Origin of the sequence: Nocardioides baculatus (assembly GCF_016735675.1) — a bacterium.
GTDB classification, from domain to species: Bacteria; Actinomycetota; Actinomycetes; order Propionibacteriales; family Nocardioidaceae; genus Nocardioides; species Nocardioides baculatus.
Genome location: NZ_JAERSG010000005.1, coordinates 287904 through 303413, shown reverse-complemented (window position 1 = coordinate 303413; position 15510 = coordinate 287904). Strand labels below are relative to the sequence as shown.

Here is a 15510-nt window from a genome sequence, read left to right as displayed (position 1 = left end):
GCATGAGCACTCGTACCCGCGCCACCGGTCTCCTCGCAGCGATCACCATGACGGCCGCACTGGCCGCCTGCTCGGCCTCGGACAGCGGAGGCGGCTCGTCCGCGGACGCGGACACCTCCTCGTCGTTCGGCGGCGAGTCCGGCCGTACGTCCGGCACTGACGGGATGGCCGGGTCGCCGGGCGGCGCGAGCCGCGAGCCCGGGGACCTCGGGAACGAGGACGACACCACCTCGTCGCCGTCGGCCGGAGGGCCGGACGCCCCGCAGATGGAGCGGGCCGTCGTCTCCAGCGGCTCGGTGTCCCTGGCCAGCACGGACGTCGCGGAGACCCGCCAGGAGGTGCAGCGGATCGTCGACGTCCAGGGCGGTGACATCACCGAGGAGGACACCACGACCGACGAGGAGGGCTCGTCGTCGCACTCGCGTTTCGTGATCCGGGTGCCCAGCCACCGGTTCGGCGCCGCGATGTCGGCGCTCTCGCAGCTCGACGGCCTCGTCTCCGCGAGTCGCGGGTCCGACGACGTGACCACCCAGGTCATCGACACCGCCGCCCGGGTGCGGGCGCAGGAGGCGAGCCTCAAGCGCGTCGAGCTGCTGCTCGCGGAGTCCGAGTCGCTCAAGGACCTGGTCTGGATCGAGTCGCAGCTCACCACCCGGCAGGCCGAGCTGGACTCGTTGAAGTCGCAGCAGTCGTGGCTGACCGACCAGACCTCGCTGTCGACGATCAGCGTCGACATCTCCGAGAAGAAGAAGGCGGCGGTCGAGCAGGAGGAGGAGAAGGCCGCCGAGCCGCCCGCCGGGTTCCTCGACGGGCTGCGCGGAGGCCTCAAGGCCCTCGACGGCACCTTCGGCGCGGTCGGCCTGGTCCTCGGCGCGCTGCTGCCCTTCGGCGTCGTGGCCCTCGTGGTGGGGCTGCCGATCTGGCTCGTCGTACGCCGTCGCCGGTCGGCCGAGCCCGCCGCCGTCCCGACCGAGACGCCGACCGCGTAGGTGCCGCCAGGGTGGCGGCAGACGACATCCACACCGCCCCACCGCATGTCATGTGCCGCCACCCCTCGGGACCCGGCGCCACCAGGGTGGCGGCACACGACATCCACACCGCCCCACCGCATGTCATGTGCCGCCACCCTCGGGACCCCGGTGCCACCAGGGTGGCGGCACACGACATCCACACCGCCCTGCCACATGTCATGTGCCGCCACCCTCGGCGGACGGACCCCTCAGACGGTGACGGGCTCGCGCCTCTCGAGCTCCGGATCGAGGTCCTCACGGTCGAGCCCGCGCCCGCGGGTCTCGGGGAGGAAGCGCGCACAGATGAGCGAGATGGCCGCGACGAGCACGTTGTAGCCCGCGACCCACCAGAGCGTGCCCTCCCCCTTGGTCACCAGCCACGCCGCGATGAGCGGGGTGAGGCCGGAGGCGAGGATGCCGGAGACCTGGTAGAGCGTGCTGAGCGCGGTGTAGCGGTAGCGGGTGTCGAAGAGCTCGGACCAGAAGGCGGCGAGCGGGCCGTAGACGATGCCGTAGATCGCACCGAGGCCGACGATGAACACCGCCGAGATCGCCCAGCGGTTCTCGGTCTGGACGAGGTGGGCCGCGGGGAACGCGAACAGCAGTCCGAGCCAGGCGCCGACGCGGTAGACGGGCTTGCGGCCGACCCTGTCGGACAGCGCGCCGGCGACCGGCACGAGCACCACGCCGATCGCGGCGCCGACGATGATCGCGTCGAGCGCCCAGGCACGCGGCAGCTCGAGGTTGGTCGCGACGTAGGCGAGCAGGTAGACGGAGAACAGGTTGAACGTGAAGCCCTCGATGAAGCGCGTGCCCATGCCCAGCAGGAGTGGCCGCGGCTGCTCGGCGACGAGGTCCTTCAGCGGGATGCGCGAGATCTCCTTGCGCTCCTGCACCTTGGCGAACTCCGGGGTCTCCATCACCGACAGCCGGATGTAGGCGCCGATGCCGAGCAGCACGATGCTGACCAGGAAGCACGCGCGCCAGCCCCAGGCGAGGAAGTCCTCCCCGGGGAGCAGGCCGGCGAGCGAGAAGGCGCCGGCCGCGAGGACGAGGCCGCCGGGTACGCCGATGTGGGCGAAGCTGCCGTAGAAGCCGCGGCGCTCCGCCGGGGCGTACTCGACCGCGAGCAGCACGGCACCGCCGTACTCACCGCCGACCCCGATGCCCTGCAGCACGCGCAGCACGACGAGGGCGATGGGCGCCCAGACGCCGATGGAGTCGTAGGTCGGCAGCAGGCCGATGAGGGCCGTGCCGATGCCCATGATGACCAGCGTCAGCAGGAGCATCTGCTTGCGACCGATCCGGTCGCCGAAGTGCCCGAAGACCAGGCCGCCGATCGGCCGGGCGAAGAAGCCGACGGCGAAGGTCGCGAAGGCGGCGAACTGCGCGGCCGGGCCGTTGAGGCCGTTGAAGTAGAGCTTGTCGAAGACGACGGCGGCAGCCGTGCCGTAGAGGAAGAAGTCGTACCACTCGATGGTGGCGCCGACGGCCGACGCGAGGGCCACGCGGCGCGGGCTGGGCGGCAGGTCGGTGCTCTTGTGGGTGCTCACGCGGCGTCCTCCTTCGACTCGTGCTCGCCGGAGTCGGCGGACTCGCGACCGCGGTCGACCTCGGCGCCGTTGATCCGGCCGTCGAGGCGGGCGGGGTCGAGGTCGTCGCGGTGGAGCTTGGCGAAGCCCGAGCGGTGGAAGACGAGCGGGTGCTCGCCGTCGCCGCCGCCGACCTCGTGCACCTCGAGCAGGACGATCAGGTGGTCGCCGGCGACGACCTCCTGGTGCACCGAGCAGTCGTAGGTCGCGACGGCCTCGTCGAGCAGGACCGAGCCGTTCCCGGTGACCCGGAAGGGCAGCCCGGCGAAGCGCTCCTCGCGCGGCCCGGCGAGCTGGCGGCACACCGCGTCGTGGTGGTCGGCGAGCACGCTGATGCCGAGGTGGTCGGCCTCGCGCAGCAGCGGCCACGTCGAGCTGGTCGTCGAGATCGAGAACGACACCAGCGGCGGGTCGATGCTCACCGAGGTGAACGACGACGCCGCGATGCCGGTGAGCTGGCCCTTGACGGAGGCCGCCACGGCGACGACGCCGGACGGGAAGGCACCGAACGCGTCGCGCAGGGTGCGCGGGTCGAGCGCGGGCGTGGAGGTGAGGGACTGGGTCATGCGGACACCGCCTGACTGGTGGGGGTGGTTGCGGGAGTGGTGGGGAGGAGGTGCCGGGCCGAGGAGAACCAGCGGTCGTACGGCGCCGCGTCGGCGTGCTCGGAGTCGAGGACGAACAGGCCACGGGTCGGCACCGACGCGCCGAGCTCGACGAGCAGCGGGCGCAGGCCGTGCTCGACCGACAGCGCGTGGGTGTCGGCCGCGCCTAGCATCAGCGGGATCGCGGTGACGCCGCTGAGCCCCTGGTGCGGGAAACGGTCGAGGAAGACCTTGAGGAGACCGGTGTAGGTCGCCTTGTAGGTCGGGCTCGCCACGATCACCACGTCGCTGGCGGCGACCTCCGCGACGAGCTCGTCGACGGTCGCGGACGACCAGTCGAAGAGCTCGCCGGTGTGGTCGGCCAGGTCGACCACGAGGTCGGCCCCACCGAGGCGCTCGGCCAGGGCCAGGGCGGCCTCGTAGGTGCGGGAGACGGGCTTGGGATTGCCGACGACGACGGCGACGCGGTTGGTCATGACGCGGCCCGCTGCCCGCCGAAGGGCACCGAGGACCGGTTGCTGACGGGCGCCGGGTTGGTCCAGACCCCGCGCTTCTCCAGCAGGGGAAGCACGCCCTCGCCGAAGTGGTAGGCGCCCTCGAGGTGGGGGTAGGCCGAGAGGACGAACTCGTCGATGCCCACGGCGGCGTACTGCTCGATGAGGTCGGCGACCTCCTCGTGGCTGCCCACGAGCGCGGTGCCGGCACCGCCGCGGACCAGGCCGACGCCGGCCCAGAGGTTGGGGTGGATCTCGAGGCCGTCCTTGCTGCCCTCGTTGAGGGCGAGCATGTTCTTCTGACCGACGGACTCCGAGCGCTTGAGGCCGTCCTGCACGCGCTTGATGTCGTCGTCGGAGATGCCCTCGAGCAGGCGGTCGGCCTCGGCCCACGCCTCCTCGGAGGTGTCGCGAGAGATCGTGTGCACGCGGAGCCCGTAGGTCAGCTCGCGGCCCTTCTTCTCCGCGAGCTCACGGATCCACTGGACCTTCTTCTCGACCGCGGCCGGCGGCTCGCCCCACGTCAGGTAGACGTCGGCGTGCTCGGCGGCGACCTCGCCGGCGGCGGGCGACGAGCCGCCGAAGTAGATCCCCGGGACCGGGTCGGGCAGCTGCTGCAGCTTGGCACCCTCGACGCGCAGGTGCCTGCCGGCGTACGTCACCTCCTCCCCCGTCCAGAGCCGGCGGACGATCGACAGGAACTCGCCGCAGCGCTCGTAGCGGCCGTCCTTGTCGAGTAAGTCGCCGTAGGCACGCTGCTCGTGGGACTCGCCGCCGGTGACGACGTTGAGCAGGAGGCGGCCCTCGGTGAGGTTCTGGAAGGTGGCAGCCATCTGGGCGGCCAGCGTCGGCGAGGTGAGGCCGGGCCGGAACGCGACGAGGAACTTGAGCCGCTCCGACAGCGGGGCGAGCATCGCGGTGGTGAGCCAGGCGTCCTCGCACCACGCGCCGGTCGGGGTCAGCGCGGCCTCGAAGCCGAGCTGCTCGGCGCTCCGGGCGATCTGGCCCAGGTAGGGCACGCTCGCGGGGCGGCCGGCGTTGCCGTGCTCGACGCCGTGGCCGCCGCTGACGACCTGGCGGCCGTCGCCGCCGTTGGTGGGCAGGAACCAGTGGAACTTCATGTCTCTCTCTTTCGGTGGGTGAGGTGCGAGCGCAGCGAGCCTCGAAACCCTCAGAGCTGACCGTGGTTGGGCGGCGGGGTGCCGTCGACCACGTGCCGGCCGAGATGCTGGACCTTCCATGCGGCCGGGTCGTGCAGGGTGTGGGTGCGCGCGTTGCGCCAGTGCCGGTTGAGGTTGAGCGAGTCGAGGGCCGAGCGGGTGCCGGCGACCTCGAAGAGCCGGCTGGACACCTCGACCGAGGTCGACGCGGAGTGCGCGCGGGCGGCCGCGACGGCCAGGCTGGCGTCGGCGGCGGACTCGGACGTCAGGTCTGCATCGGCGGCGTCGACCGCACGCGCGGCCTCGCGCAGCAGCGCCTCCGAGGCGCGTACGTCGACCTCCATCTGACCCAGCGCCTGGACGACGAGCGGGTCGTCGGCCGCGCGCTCGACCTCGGCGTCGGGGTAGGGGCGCGACGACGTCCGCACGAAGTCGGCCGCGTCGCGCAGCGCGGAGCGGGCGATGCCGACGTCGAGGGCGGCGTGCAGGACCTGCGCGAAGGCGCCGTAGGTCTGCGGACCCTCGAAGGTCAGGTGGTAGGGCGTGATCCGGTCGTCGTGGACCTCCACGTCGACGAGGTCGACGGTGCCGCTGGCGGTGGTGCGCTGCCCCATGCCGTTCCAGTCGTCGGTGACCGTGACGCCCGGGGCGTGGCGCTCGACCCACGCGACGTGCAGCGGGCCGGTGCCCGGTGCGGCGAGCGTGTCCTTGCGGGCCAGCACCGGGATCCAGTCAGCGAAGAGCGCGCCGGTGCTGTAGCCCTTGGTGCCGCTCAGGGTCCACCGACCCTGGCCGACAAGGGTGAGCGCGGTGCGGATGTCGCGGACGCGCCGGGTGCCGGTCTCGGACTGCGCGTTGCCGAAGCGCTTGCCCGCCAGCACCTCGCCGAATAAGAAGCGTTGCTGCTCGGGCGTGCCCTGGTGGCGCATCGCGTTGACGTAGACGAAGTGGCTGTGGGGCACCTGCGCGACGCTCGGGTCGCCGGCGGCGAGGACCCGGAAGACCTCGACCAGCGTCTCGACGGACAGCCCGGCACCTCCGTACGACGCCGGTACGGTCGCCGCGAGCAGGCCGGACTCCGAGAGTCGCGCGAGCTCGTGCGCGGGCAGCACCCGGTCGCGGTCGCGCGCGGCCGAACCGGCCGAGAGGTCGGCCGCGATCTCGCCGGCGACGGCGATCGCCTCGTCGGTGGAGAGCACCGGGACGCGGGTGCGCGCAGGAGCGAGCATCACGCGACCTTCTCGGCCTCGGCGGCCTCGAGCTCGCGCACGATCGGGAGCACGTGCTGGCCGAAGTGCTCGACCTCCTCCTGGAAGTGGAGGAAGCCGAGGAGGAAGAGGTCGACGCCGCGGCGCTTGAACTCCATCATCCGGTGCGCGACCTGCTCGGGAGTGCCGACCAGTCCGGTGCGGAAGCCGTCGTTGTACTGGACGAGGTCGCGGAAGTCGGAGTCCTGCCACATCCCCTTCTTGTCACCGGTGGACTGGCCGGCCTGCTTCACCGCGTCGCCGAAGCCCTGGACGGCCTCGGGGTTGGCCTTCGCGATGATCTCCTCGAGGGTGGCGTGCGCCTCCGCCTCGGTCTCGCGGGCGACCATGAAGCCGTTGACGCCGACCTTGACCGTGCGGCCGGCTGCCCGCGCGGAGGCGCCGACGCCGGCGATCTGCTCGGCGATGCCGTCGGGGGTGTTGCCGTTGGCGAAGTACCAGTCGGCCTGCCGACCCGCGACGCCCTGCGCGACGGTCGAGTTGCCACCCAGGAAGACCTGAGGAGTAGGCCTGCCGGGCAGGTCCAGCGGCTTGGGCTTCATGTCGAAGTCGGTGAGCTGGAAGAAGTCGCCCCGGAAGCTGGCGTGGTCGTCGGTCCAGATCGCGCGCATGTAGGCGATGAACTCCTCGGTCATGCGGTAGCGCTCGCCGTGCTCGAGCCACCGCACGCCCATGCTCGTGGCCTCGTCCTTGAACCAGCCCGACACGACGTTGATGCAGGCCCGACCGTTGCTGAGGTGGTCGGCGGTCGCGATGAACTTCGCCAGCACGCCCGGGTGCCACATGTAGGGGTGCACGGCCGACATCACCTGGAGCCGCTCAGTTGCGAGCAGGAGCGCCAGGCTCAGCGAGGTCGCCTCGTGCTGGTAGGCGGCGCCGTAGGACGCGGTGTAGCGCACCTGCGTGAGGGCGTAGTCGAAGCCATTGTTCTCCGCGGTCTGCGCGAGGCGCTTGTTGTAGTCGTAGTCCCAGCCGGTGCGCTGCTCGATGTCGGAGATGACGAGGCCACCGGAGACGTTGGGCACCCAGTAGGCGAACTGCAGCGGCTCGGCGGTGCGAGCGGGGGACGTGCTCATCGGGCTCTCCTCGGGATGCAGCGGACGGTGCCGGTTCCTACTTAATCTCTATCGATCTTGTAGACAAACGTAGCAGCGGTCTCCCCCGGTCCGTCGAATTGCCGGACAGCGGGGATGTCGAGGGGGTGACAGGCGCTGCCTTGCAGGCAATACCCGCCACCCCCTCCGGAGCCGGTGCGTGACCGGTCAGCCCTGCGGGGCCTTCTCCGTCCAGTCCTGGCGCCGGCGGGTGCCGCCGATCGACCAGGCGTACGGCGGCGGGGTCCCGTTGACGACGTGCGCGCCGACGACGCGGGCCTTCAGGATGCGCGGGTTGTGCGAGGCGACGGTGCGGGCGTTGCGCCAGTGCCGGTCGAGGGCGAGGGGCCGCGCGGTCGCCGAGGCACCGAGCGCGTCGAAGACGTCGGACGTCGCGCGCAGGACGAGCTCGGAGACGACGACCTGCGCGGTGGAGGACTCGATCTCGCTCGCCTCGACCAGCGCGCCGACCTCGTCGTCGCCGACCAGCACCGCATCGGCCACGGCCTGGACACTGGCCGCCACGCGGAGCGTCGCGGCCTCGGCGGCGTACACCGCAGCAGCGATCTCGCCGATCCGGGCGAGCACCTGGGCGTCGTCGCGCACGCGCGGAGCGTTGGCGTGGGAGAAGTTGCGGGTGCGCTTCTGGACGGCGTCGACGACGTCGGCCAGGGCGGACTTCGCGATGCCCGTCAGGGTCGCGAGGAGGTTCAGCTGGTAGAACGCGGTCTGGTAGGGAAAGCGCTCCTCGAAGGGCAGCACGTGGTCGGCCGGCACGCCGACGTTGTCGAAGGTCGTGGTGCCGCTGCCGGTGCCCTTCTGGCCGAAGCCGTTCCAGTCGTCGGTGACGCTGACACCCGGGTCGCGCGTGTCGACCAGCGCGATCGCGGTCGGGTCCTCGACCTCGTCGGGGTGGCCGGGGCGCGCGACGCGCACGTGGACGTCGGCCCACTCCGCGAAGATCGTGCCGGTCGTGTAGTACTTCGTGCCGTCCAGCCGCCAGGACCCGTCGGCGCGCGGGCGGATCACCGTGCGCGGCAGGTCGATGTCGGAGCCGACCTCGGACCAGGCGTTGCCGGCCATCTCGCCGGCGACGAAGCGGTCGAACCACACGCGCTGGTCGCTCGAGCGGGCGTGGTGCCACAGCCGGTCCTCGACGAGGGCGAAGTGGCCGCGGAATGCCTGCGGGAGGTTGGCGTCCACGGCTGCGAGCTCGATCCAGAGCCGGGCGAGGTCGACGAGGCCGACCCCGCCGCCGCCGAACGCCGTCGGCACCCGGAGCGCGCCGAAGCCCTCGGCCTTGAGGAGGCGCACCGCCTCGACGGGCAGCTCACCGTCGAGCTCGCGCTGGAGCGCACCCTCGCCGACGGTCGAGAAGATCTCGGCCCAGTCGACGGAGGCCGCGGTAGGCGGGGTGGGACTGACGGACGAGCTGTTCCGGCTGAGGGCGGGCCGGACACGCAGGGTGGTCATGGGTGGGTTCCTCCCGTTTTGTATAGTTACTTAGTAGACTTTAGGGAGCCGGGGTCCGGAAGCGTGACTTCCGGGCGCAAGGTTTTCCCGACCACCACGTCAGAGCAGGAGCATCGGGTGCGGATCGAACAACTGGAGTACCTCGCGGCGGTGACCGAGCACGGCTCGCTCCGCCGGGCGAGCGAGGCCATGCACATCTCCCAGCCCGCGCTGAGCGAGGCGGTGACCAAGCTCGAGAAGGAGCTCGGCGCCACCCTCCTCGACCGTCGCCGGACCGGCTCGCGGATCAGCCGCCAGGGACTGGACCTCCTCCAGAACATGACCGACGTCCTCGAGGCCGTCGACCGGCTGCGGCAGGCCGCCGGCCAGCAGTCCGTACGTCGTCGCGACCTGCGGATCGGCACCGTCAACGCCGCCTCCTCCACCCTGCTCGCGCCCGCGCTGCGCGACCTGCACGCCCAGCACGGGTCGGGCGGCGTCGAGGTGGTCAACGCTCGCCAGGCCGACATCCAGCAGGGTCTCGCCGAGGGGTCGCTCGACCTGGGGCTGGTCAACGTGCTCCCGGGCGACGAGATCCCGGCCTCGATCGTCGCCGACAAGCTCATCGAGGGCACCCCGGTCGCGTGCATGCGCGCCGACCACCCCCTCGCCTCGCAGCCCCACGTGAGCGTCGAGGACCTGCGCGCCGAGCCGCACGTCCTGATGCGTCCGGGCTTCGTGATGCACCGCTACGCCCACCGGCTCTTCGCCGGGTCGCTGCCGGGGACGACGTACGCCACCGACGGGGCCGAGATGGGCAAGGCGATGGTCGCCGCCGGGCTGGGGATCTCGATCCTGCCCGACTTCTCCATCACCGGTGACCCGCTGGTGCGCGCCGGGATCCTGACGACGCGGCCGATCCTGGCCGGTCAGGGGGCGACGACGGTCACCCTGCTGATGCTGCGCCGCCGCGCCGAGCGCGTGCCCGAGCCGGTCCGCGACCTGCAGACCGCGCTCGTGCGCCAGGCGCGGGACTACCTCGCGTCGCTCGAGGCGGACCCGGCGGTCGTGACGCCGATCAGTAGCCGTGCACGAAGTCGGTCAGCGCAGTGAGCTGATCGGGGTTCGTCGACGGGATGACCCCGTGGCCGAGGTTGAAGATGTGTCCCTTGGCCGCGCGTCCGGCCTCGATGATCTCGGCCGCTCGCGCGGTCATCACCTCGGTCGGCGCGAAGACGAGCGTCGGGTCGAGGTTGCCCTGCACGACGCGGTCGCCGACGAGCGGGATCGCCTGCTCCAGCGGCGTACGCCAGTCGACGCCGACCACGTCGGCACCGGCCTCGCCCATGAGGCCGAGCAGGTTGGTGGTGCCCACGCCGAAGTGGATGCGCGGCACGCCGAGCTCGCCCGCCGCCGCGAGGACGCGCTCGGAGTGGGGCATGACGGAGGCGCGGTAGTCGGCCGGGGTGAGGGCGCCCGCCCACGAGTCGAACAGCTGCACCGCGGAGGCGCCGGCCTCGACCTGGATGCGGAGGTAGGCCGCCGCGATGCCGGCGATCTTGCGCATCAGCGCGTCCCAGACGTCGGGGGCGCCGAACATCATCGCCTTGGTCTTCGCGTGCTCCTTCGACGGACCGCCCTCGACGAGGTAGGACGCGACGGTGAAGGGTGCCCCGGCGAAACCGATGAGCGGGGTCGCACCGAGCTCGGCGACGAGCTGGCGCACGGCCTGGGAGATGAAGGGGACGTGCTCGTCGGTGAGGTCGGGGATCGCCTCGACGTCGGCGAGCGTGCGGACCGGTGAGGCGACGACGGGGCCGACGCCGGGCTTGATGTCGAGGTCGACGCCCACCGCCTTCAGCGGCAGCACGATGTCGGAGAAGAAGATCGCGGCGTCGACGCCGTAGCGGCGGACGGGCTGCAGGGTGATCTCGGTGACCAGGTCGGCGTCCATGCAGGACTCCAGCATCCCGATGCCCTCGCGGACCTTGAGGTACTCCGGGAGCGAGCGACCGGCCTGGCGCATGAACCAGACGGGAGTGTGCGACGGCTTCCCGCCGCGCGCGGCCACCAGGAACGGGCTCTCGGACAGTCCGGGGTGGGGCGTGGCGGAGGCGTCGGTCACGGCCGAATCTTCGCAGGTCAGGCGGCGTGGCGGCACATCGGCGAAGCGCACGGCTGGCCTAGTCTGGCCGAATGGTGGCCCGTCACGAGACCCACCCGGGCAGCGGTGCCGGGGCTGGGCCTGCGGAGTTCCGTGCGGCTGTGGAGTCGATGCGGCAGGCCTCGCTGCGCCCGGAGGTCTTCTGCGAGGAGATGCCCGCGCCGCAGCGCATCGCGCCGTGGTCGTCGGCCCTCAGCGGCGACGTCACCGTCGACGACGAGGACCTCGGCACCGGCCGCCTGATCCTGCTGCACGACCCGGCGGGCAATGACGCCTGGGACGGCACCTACCGCTGCGTGGCCTACGCCCGCGCCGACATCGACCCCGAGCTCGGAGCCGACCCGATGCTGGCCGCGGTCGGCTGGTCGTGGCTCACCGAGGCGCTCGAGGCGCACGGCGCCGCGTTCCACGCCGCCTCCGGGACGGTCACCTGCGTCACCACCGAGAGCTTCGGCGGGATGGCCGACGAGCCCGGCACCGCGCAGGTCGAGATCCGCGCGTCGTGGACGCCGACCGTCGGCGACGACGGCCTCGACATGACCGCGCACGTCGAGGCGTGGGGCGAGCTGATGTGCACCGCCGTCGGGCTGCCGCCGGTGCCCGAGGGCGTCACGGCGATCCCGAGCCGGCGCGGTCAGCGCGGCACGTGAGCATGGCCGACCGCGAGCCGGCCGAGACCGAGCCCACGACTGAGCCCTCACCCGACCGCGACGCGGTTGAGGCGGCGCCGGCTCCGCTGCTGGTGCTGCGCGACGGCCTGCCCGAGGTGGTCGACACCGACGAGGGGCTGGCCGAGGCGAGTGCCGCCCTGGCCGCCGGCACCGGTCCGGTCGCGATCGACGCCGAGCGCGCGTCGGGCTACCGCTACTCCAACCGGGCCTACCTGATCCAGCTGCGCCGCGAGGGTGCCGGCACGTGGCTGGTCGACCCGATCGAGATGACCACGCTGGCGCCGCTCCAGGAGGCGCTGGCCGGGTCCGAGTGGATCCTCCACGCGGCCACCCAGGACCTGCCCTGCCTGCGCGAGGTCGGCCTCACGCCGACGAGCCTCTTCGACACCGAGCTCGCCGGGCGGCTGCTCGGCTACCCCCGCGTCGGTCTGGCCACGCTCGTCGAGACGGTGCTCGGCCAGCGGATGCGCAAGGAGCACTCCGCCGCCGACTGGTCGACGCGCCCCCTGCCCACGCCGTGGCTGGAGTACGCCGCGCTCGACGTCGAGGTCCTCATCGAGCTGCGCGACCACATCGCCGCCGAGCTCGAGGAGACCGGCAAGGCCGAGTGGGCGCGCCAGGAGTTCGACCACCTGCTCGACTTCGAGCCGGCCGTGCGCGTCGACGCGTGGCGGCGTACGTCGGGCGTGCACCGGCTGCGCGGTCGCCGGGCGCTCGGTGCCGCTCGCGCCCTCTGGGAGGCGCGCGACGCCATCGCGGCCGAGCGCGACGTGACGCCCGGCCGGATCCTGCCCGACTCCGCGATCGTCGTCGCCGCCACGGCGATGCCGACCGATCGCCGGGCGCTGCTCGCGACGCCGGGCTTCCACGGCCGGGGCGCCGGCCGCTACTCCGCCACCTGGGTCGAGGCGCTCCAGCGGGTCCGGGAGATGAGCGAGGACGAGCTGCCCGCGCGGGCGCCGCGCGGCGACGGTCCCCCGCACCCGCGCACCTGGGGCGACCGCGAGCCGGTGGCCGACCGACGCTTCAAGGCGGCCCGCGAGTCGATGCTCAACCTCGCCGAGGTGCACCACCTGCCGGTCGAGAACCTGCTGACCCCCGACTACCTCCGCCGCCTGATGTGGGCGCCGCCGGCCACCCGCGACCCCGCCGACCTCGCCCTCGCGGTCCGCGAGCAGCTCGCTGCCTTCGGCGCCCGGCCGTGGCAGGCCGAGCTCGTCACCGGGGCCCTGGTCGGCGCGATCCTCCTCGCCGACATCGAGCCGGACGAGCCCGCCCCGGAGTAGCCACCCTTTCCGCGCGCGGGAGTGTGGGTGGACCATCGCTCGGGGCGGTGCCCCGCGGCTACTCGGTCGGGGACTCCGTCGGTTCCTCGGTGGGTGACTCCGTCGGCGACTCGGTCTCCTCGGGCGACAGGATCGTGCGCGACGCCTGGTCGATCTCCTCGGTGGTGAGCTCGAGGTCGAGCACGCCCGGCGCCGTGACGAGCCGCTCGAGGAGCGGGGTCACCGCCTCGACGAGGGCGACGCGCTGGTCGATGAACGGCGGCACCACCATGTAGCGGATGCTCGCGTTGAAGACCGCCGAGTTGGCCGGCTCGTCGTCGGGCGCAAGGAAGTCGTCGGACGCGGCGACCTGGGTGTTGGCCGGCACGATGTAGCCGGTCGCTGCGACCGTCGCGATCGCGGCGTCCGAGACGGCGTACGCGATGAAGTCGGCCGCGTCGTTGGTGACCTCGGAGTCGGCGGAGATGCAGAGGCCGTTGATGTCGCCGACGGTCGCGCGCGAGTCGATGATCGGCATCGGGAGCACGTCGAAGTCGAGGTCCTCGGCGTCGCGCAGCTCGGGGACGAGGTTGCGGAACCCCGCGATCATCGCGAGCTCGCCCCGCTTGAACAGCTGGGTCGGGGTGGCCCGCGCGAGCTGGGCGTTGGTCGGCGTGATCGTCGAGTCACGCAGGACCCGCAGCGTCTGGTCGAGCGCCTCGCGGGTGTTGTCGTCGCTGAAGTCGAGCGACGTGGGCTCGCGGTCGTCGTCGAAGACCTGGCCGCCGCCGGAGTAGATGAAGGGGGCGAGGCCCTGGAGCGTCGGGTCGATCCAGACCCCGCGCGTGTCGCCGCGGCGCGAGGCGAAGCGCGCGGCAGCCTCGAACTCCGCCAGCGTCCACCGGTCGCGTACGCCCTCGTCGTCGGCCGTCGGCACGTCGAGCTCGCGGCGCTCCATCTTGTCGAAGTCGACGAGGTCGGTGTTGTAGTAGATGACCATCGGGGACACCGAGTACGCCATGCACTGGAGCTCGTCGTCCATCGCGAACGCGTCGACGGCGTCGCGCGAGAAGCGGTCGCCGAAGTCGACGCCGCGCTCGTCGAGCAGCAGGCTCACCGGCTGGAGCGCCTCGGCGTCGACGAGCTGGCCGAGGTCGATGCGCGAGGTGAGGAAGGCGTCGGGCGCGTTGCCGGCGAGCACGTCCGCGAGCGCCGACTCGTGGTCGGGCCACGACTTCAGCGTGACCTGCCGGGTGGTCGAGCTGGCGTTGAAGGAGTCGACGACGCTCTGGAAGGCGGCCACCTCCTCCTCGGAGCCGTAGGCGCCGAAGGTGATCTTGCGCGGCTTGTCCGTCGGCTTCGAGGTCTTCGTCGGCGAGGGGCCCGGGCCCGGCTCGGCGTCGTCGGTGCACGCCGCCAGGGACAGCGCGAGCGCCAGTGCGCAGGCGACGAGGCCGCTGCTGCGCAGGGACCGGCGCGGGGAGGAAGGGCGGGCGAGCACGGAGGGAACCCTAACGGGAGAGGCCACGCCATGCCTCGGCCACGTCACGGAAGGTCGTCTCGTCCAGCGCGGCTCCCTCGCGGCGGATGGCGTCGCGCTCGAGGTGGATGAGGCGGTCGAGCCGGACCTCGCTGGGGCGCCGCTGGCTGTCCCAGGCTCCCGTGCCGACGTCCATCCAGTGGCGACCGTGGCGTGCCTCGTCCTCGGCGTCCCGGTCGTGGTCCTGGCTGCTCAGCATCAGACCGACCCATCCGTCGCCCTCGCCCGGGCCGGCGGTGTCGAGCAGCAGGACCGGTCGGTCCTTGCCCTGCGTCGGGTCGTCCTCGTAGGGCACCCACGCCCAGACGACCTCGCCCGGGTCGGGCTCGCCGTCGGCCTCGGGCGCGTAGCGGGCGCCGTCGGAGGTCGAGCCGCCCGAGCTGCCCGAGCTGCTCGAGCCGGAGGAGCCGAAGAAGGCGCGGACGCGCTTGCCGATCGTCATCCCACGAGCCTAGAGCGCAGGTCACCGGGGATGGGCCAGACGTGTATGAGTGCGCCGGACCGGGAGCGCCTCACGGCGCGTGGCCGCTCGTAGCGGCTAATTTCGGGACCCGGGGCTGCCACAGCCCGACGCACTCAGGATCCATTTTAGCGACTCACCCCAGCGAGTGCGCTATTTCCACCTGACCCGCGGCCTCGAGCTGCTCGGAGAGCACGAGCATCCGGCTGATCTCCTCGTGCGTCGCCGCGCCGAGGCTCGCCCGGCCCGCGGCGACGATGCGGGCGAAGGCGGCGGCTCGGAAGAGCGTCACGGCGAAGTCGCCCCGGGCGATGCCACGAAGGACGTCGTCGACCATGTGGCGCAGCTCGTCGGGCCCGGGCGGGTCGGCCACGCCGGCGACCACCCGCGCGACGTCGACGCGACGGTGGCCGGCGTCGTACTCGCTCGCGACCTGCTCCGGGGCGGCGTACACCCAGGAGCGGAGGAGGAACAGTCGCCACAGGCTGCCCGCGAGGGTGTCGGACGGCGCACCCGACCAGACCTCGGCGAGGGTCTCGAGGCCCTCGCTCTCGGCGAGGTGGACGATGCGCTCCGCGAGCTCGGGGTCGTCGGAGTCGCGGGCGCCGCGCACCAGGATCGTCGCGGCCAGGTCGCCGGCCTCGCGCACCTGCGCGGGGTCGGCGCCGCCGATGATCTCGTCGAAGAAGCCGTCGCCCGGCGTCATCGGGCGGTGGTGGATGCGGCCGGTCACCG

15 protein-coding genes are annotated in these 15510 nt (G+C 72.4%); 4 read left to right on the top strand and 11 right to left on the bottom strand.

Going from position 1 to position 15510, the window contains the following annotated elements:
* Positions 1 to 2: 2 nt before the first annotated feature.
* Complete coding sequence (locus JI751_RS17025; RefSeq protein WP_201939208.1) at positions 3 to 989, top strand: DUF4349 domain-containing protein; 987 nt, start codon at positions 3 to 5, stop codon at positions 987 to 989.
* Positions 990 to 1219: 230 nt separating this feature from the next.
* Here the strand turns inward: JI751_RS17025 and JI751_RS17020 are convergent, their stop codons facing one another.
* The 7 genes from JI751_RS17020 to JI751_RS16990 all read right to left on the bottom strand — a co-directional run bounded on the left by JI751_RS17020 (position 1220) and on the right by JI751_RS16990 (position 8696).
* On the bottom strand, positions 1220 to 2563 hold the full coding sequence (locus JI751_RS17020) for an MFS transporter (protein ID WP_201939207.1): 1344 nt from the start codon (positions 2561 to 2563) through the stop codon (positions 1220 to 1222).
* Entirely contained in the window at positions 2560 to 3168 is a 609-nt protein-coding gene (locus JI751_RS17015) for a flavin reductase family protein (protein ID WP_201939206.1), read from the bottom strand. Before JI751_RS17015 ends, JI751_RS17020 begins: the two co-directional genes overlap by 4 nt.
* Positions 3165 to 3683 carry an NADPH-dependent FMN reductase gene (locus JI751_RS17010; RefSeq protein WP_201939204.1) on the bottom strand — a complete coding sequence of 173 codons (519 nt, stop codon included), beginning with the start codon at positions 3681 to 3683 and terminating at the stop codon, positions 3165 to 3167. The genes JI751_RS17015 and JI751_RS17010 overlap by 4 nt, the downstream gene beginning before the upstream one ends.
* A complete protein-coding gene (locus JI751_RS17005) occupies positions 3680 to 4822 on the bottom strand; it encodes an LLM class flavin-dependent oxidoreductase (RefSeq protein WP_201939200.1) in 1143 nt (380 codons plus the stop codon). Before JI751_RS17005 ends, JI751_RS17010 begins: the two co-directional genes overlap by 4 nt.
* A gap of 50 nt (positions 4823 to 4872) precedes the next feature.
* Positions 4873 to 6090 (bottom strand): SfnB family sulfur acquisition oxidoreductase, encoded by a 1218-nt coding sequence (locus JI751_RS17000; RefSeq protein WP_201939198.1) that lies wholly within the window; start codon positions 6088 to 6090, stop codon positions 4873 to 4875.
* A complete protein-coding gene (sfnG, locus tag JI751_RS16995; protein WP_201939195.1) occupies positions 6090 to 7205 on the bottom strand; it encodes a dimethylsulfone monooxygenase SfnG in 1116 nt (371 codons plus the stop codon). Before sfnG ends, JI751_RS17000 begins: the two co-directional genes overlap by 1 nt.
* A 186-nt stretch (positions 7206 to 7391) precedes the next feature.
* Positions 7392 to 8696: an acyl-CoA dehydrogenase family protein gene (locus JI751_RS16990; protein ID WP_201939187.1), complete on the bottom strand. Its 1305-nt coding sequence runs from the start codon at positions 8694 to 8696 to the stop codon at positions 7392 to 7394.
* A 117-nt stretch (positions 8697 to 8813) separates the two neighbouring features.
* On the opposite strand from JI751_RS16990, the gene JI751_RS16985 reads away from it, so the two are divergent.
* On the top strand, positions 8814 to 9788 hold the full coding sequence (locus JI751_RS16985) for a LysR family transcriptional regulator (RefSeq protein ID WP_201939174.1): 975 nt from the start codon (positions 8814 to 8816) through the stop codon (positions 9786 to 9788).
* Here JI751_RS16985 and hemE read toward each other — a convergent pair.
* Positions 9754 to 10800 carry a uroporphyrinogen decarboxylase gene (gene hemE, locus JI751_RS16980; protein ID WP_307814320.1) on the bottom strand — a complete coding sequence of 349 codons (1047 nt, stop codon included), beginning with the start codon at positions 10798 to 10800 and terminating at the stop codon, positions 9754 to 9756. The genes JI751_RS16985 and hemE overlap by 35 nt on opposite strands.
* A 71-nt stretch (positions 10801 to 10871) precedes the next feature.
* Between hemE and JI751_RS16975 the strand changes: the two genes are divergently transcribed.
* Together JI751_RS16975 and JI751_RS16970 are read left to right on the top strand one after the other, a co-directional pair.
* Positions 10872 to 11489: a DUF3000 domain-containing protein gene (locus tag JI751_RS16975; RefSeq protein ID WP_201939173.1), complete on the top strand. Its 618-nt coding sequence runs from the start codon at positions 10872 to 10874 to the stop codon at positions 11487 to 11489.
* A 2-nt stretch (positions 11490 to 11491) separates the two neighbouring features.
* Positions 11492 to 12796, top strand: coding sequence for an HRDC domain-containing protein (locus JI751_RS16970; protein ID WP_201939610.1), 1305 nt, complete (start codon positions 11492 to 11494; stop codon positions 12794 to 12796).
* A gap of 58 nt (positions 12797 to 12854) precedes the next feature.
* On the opposite strand, the gene JI751_RS16965 is transcribed toward JI751_RS16970, so the two are convergent.
* The 3 genes from JI751_RS16965 to JI751_RS16955 form a co-directional block, all read right to left on the bottom strand.
* Positions 12855 to 14276 (bottom strand): extracellular solute-binding protein, encoded by a 1422-nt coding sequence (locus tag JI751_RS16965; RefSeq protein ID WP_201939172.1) that lies wholly within the window; start codon positions 14274 to 14276, stop codon positions 12855 to 12857.
* Between the two features lie 10 nt (positions 14277 to 14286).
* The gene (locus tag JI751_RS16960) at positions 14287 to 14757 is read right to left on the bottom strand and encodes a type II toxin-antitoxin system PemK/MazF family toxin (RefSeq protein WP_201939171.1); all 471 of its coding nucleotides are present in this window, start codon (positions 14755 to 14757) and stop codon (positions 14287 to 14289) included.
* A gap of 154 nt (positions 14758 to 14911) precedes the next feature.
* Positions 14912 to 15508 (bottom strand): hypothetical protein, encoded by a 597-nt coding sequence (locus JI751_RS16955; RefSeq protein ID WP_307814319.1) that lies wholly within the window; start codon positions 15506 to 15508, stop codon positions 14912 to 14914.
* Between the last annotated feature and the right edge of the window lie 2 nt (positions 15509 to 15510).

What these genes read in the sequence shown, in the direction of transcription:
- JI751_RS17025 (WP_201939208.1), top strand. Translation starts at nt 3, where the DNA reads ATGAGCACTCGTACCCGCGCCACCGGTCTCCTCGCAGCGATCACCATG.
- JI751_RS17015 (WP_201939206.1), bottom strand. Translation starts at nt 3,168, where the DNA reads ATGACCCAGTCCCTCACCTCCACGCCCGCGCTCGACCCGCGCACCCTG.
- JI751_RS17010 (WP_201939204.1), bottom strand. Translation starts at nt 3,683, where the DNA reads ATGACCAACCGCGTCGCCGTCGTCGTCGGCAATCCCAAGCCCGTCTCC.
- JI751_RS17005 (WP_201939200.1), bottom strand. Translation starts at nt 4,822, where the DNA reads ATGAAGTTCCACTGGTTCCTGCCCACCAACGGCGGCGACGGCCGCCAG.
- JI751_RS17000 (WP_201939198.1), bottom strand. Translation starts at nt 6,090, where the DNA reads ATGCTCGCTCCTGCGCGCACCCGCGTCCCGGTGCTCTCCACCGACGAG.
- sfnG (WP_201939195.1), bottom strand. Translation starts at nt 7,205, where the DNA reads ATGAGCACGTCCCCCGCTCGCACCGCCGAGCCGCTGCAGTTCGCCTAC.
- JI751_RS16990 (WP_201939187.1), bottom strand. Translation starts at nt 8,696, where the DNA reads ATGACCACCCTGCGTGTCCGGCCCGCCCTCAGCCGGAACAGCTCGTCC.
- JI751_RS16975 (WP_201939173.1), top strand. Translation starts at nt 10,872, where the DNA reads ATGGTGGCCCGTCACGAGACCCACCCGGGCAGCGGTGCCGGGGCTGGG.
- JI751_RS16970 (WP_201939610.1), top strand. Translation starts at nt 11,492, where the DNA reads ATGGCCGACCGCGAGCCGGCCGAGACCGAGCCCACGACTGAGCCCTCA.
- JI751_RS16960 (WP_201939171.1), bottom strand. Translation starts at nt 14,757, where the DNA reads ATGACGATCGGCAAGCGCGTCCGCGCCTTCTTCGGCTCCTCCGGCTCG.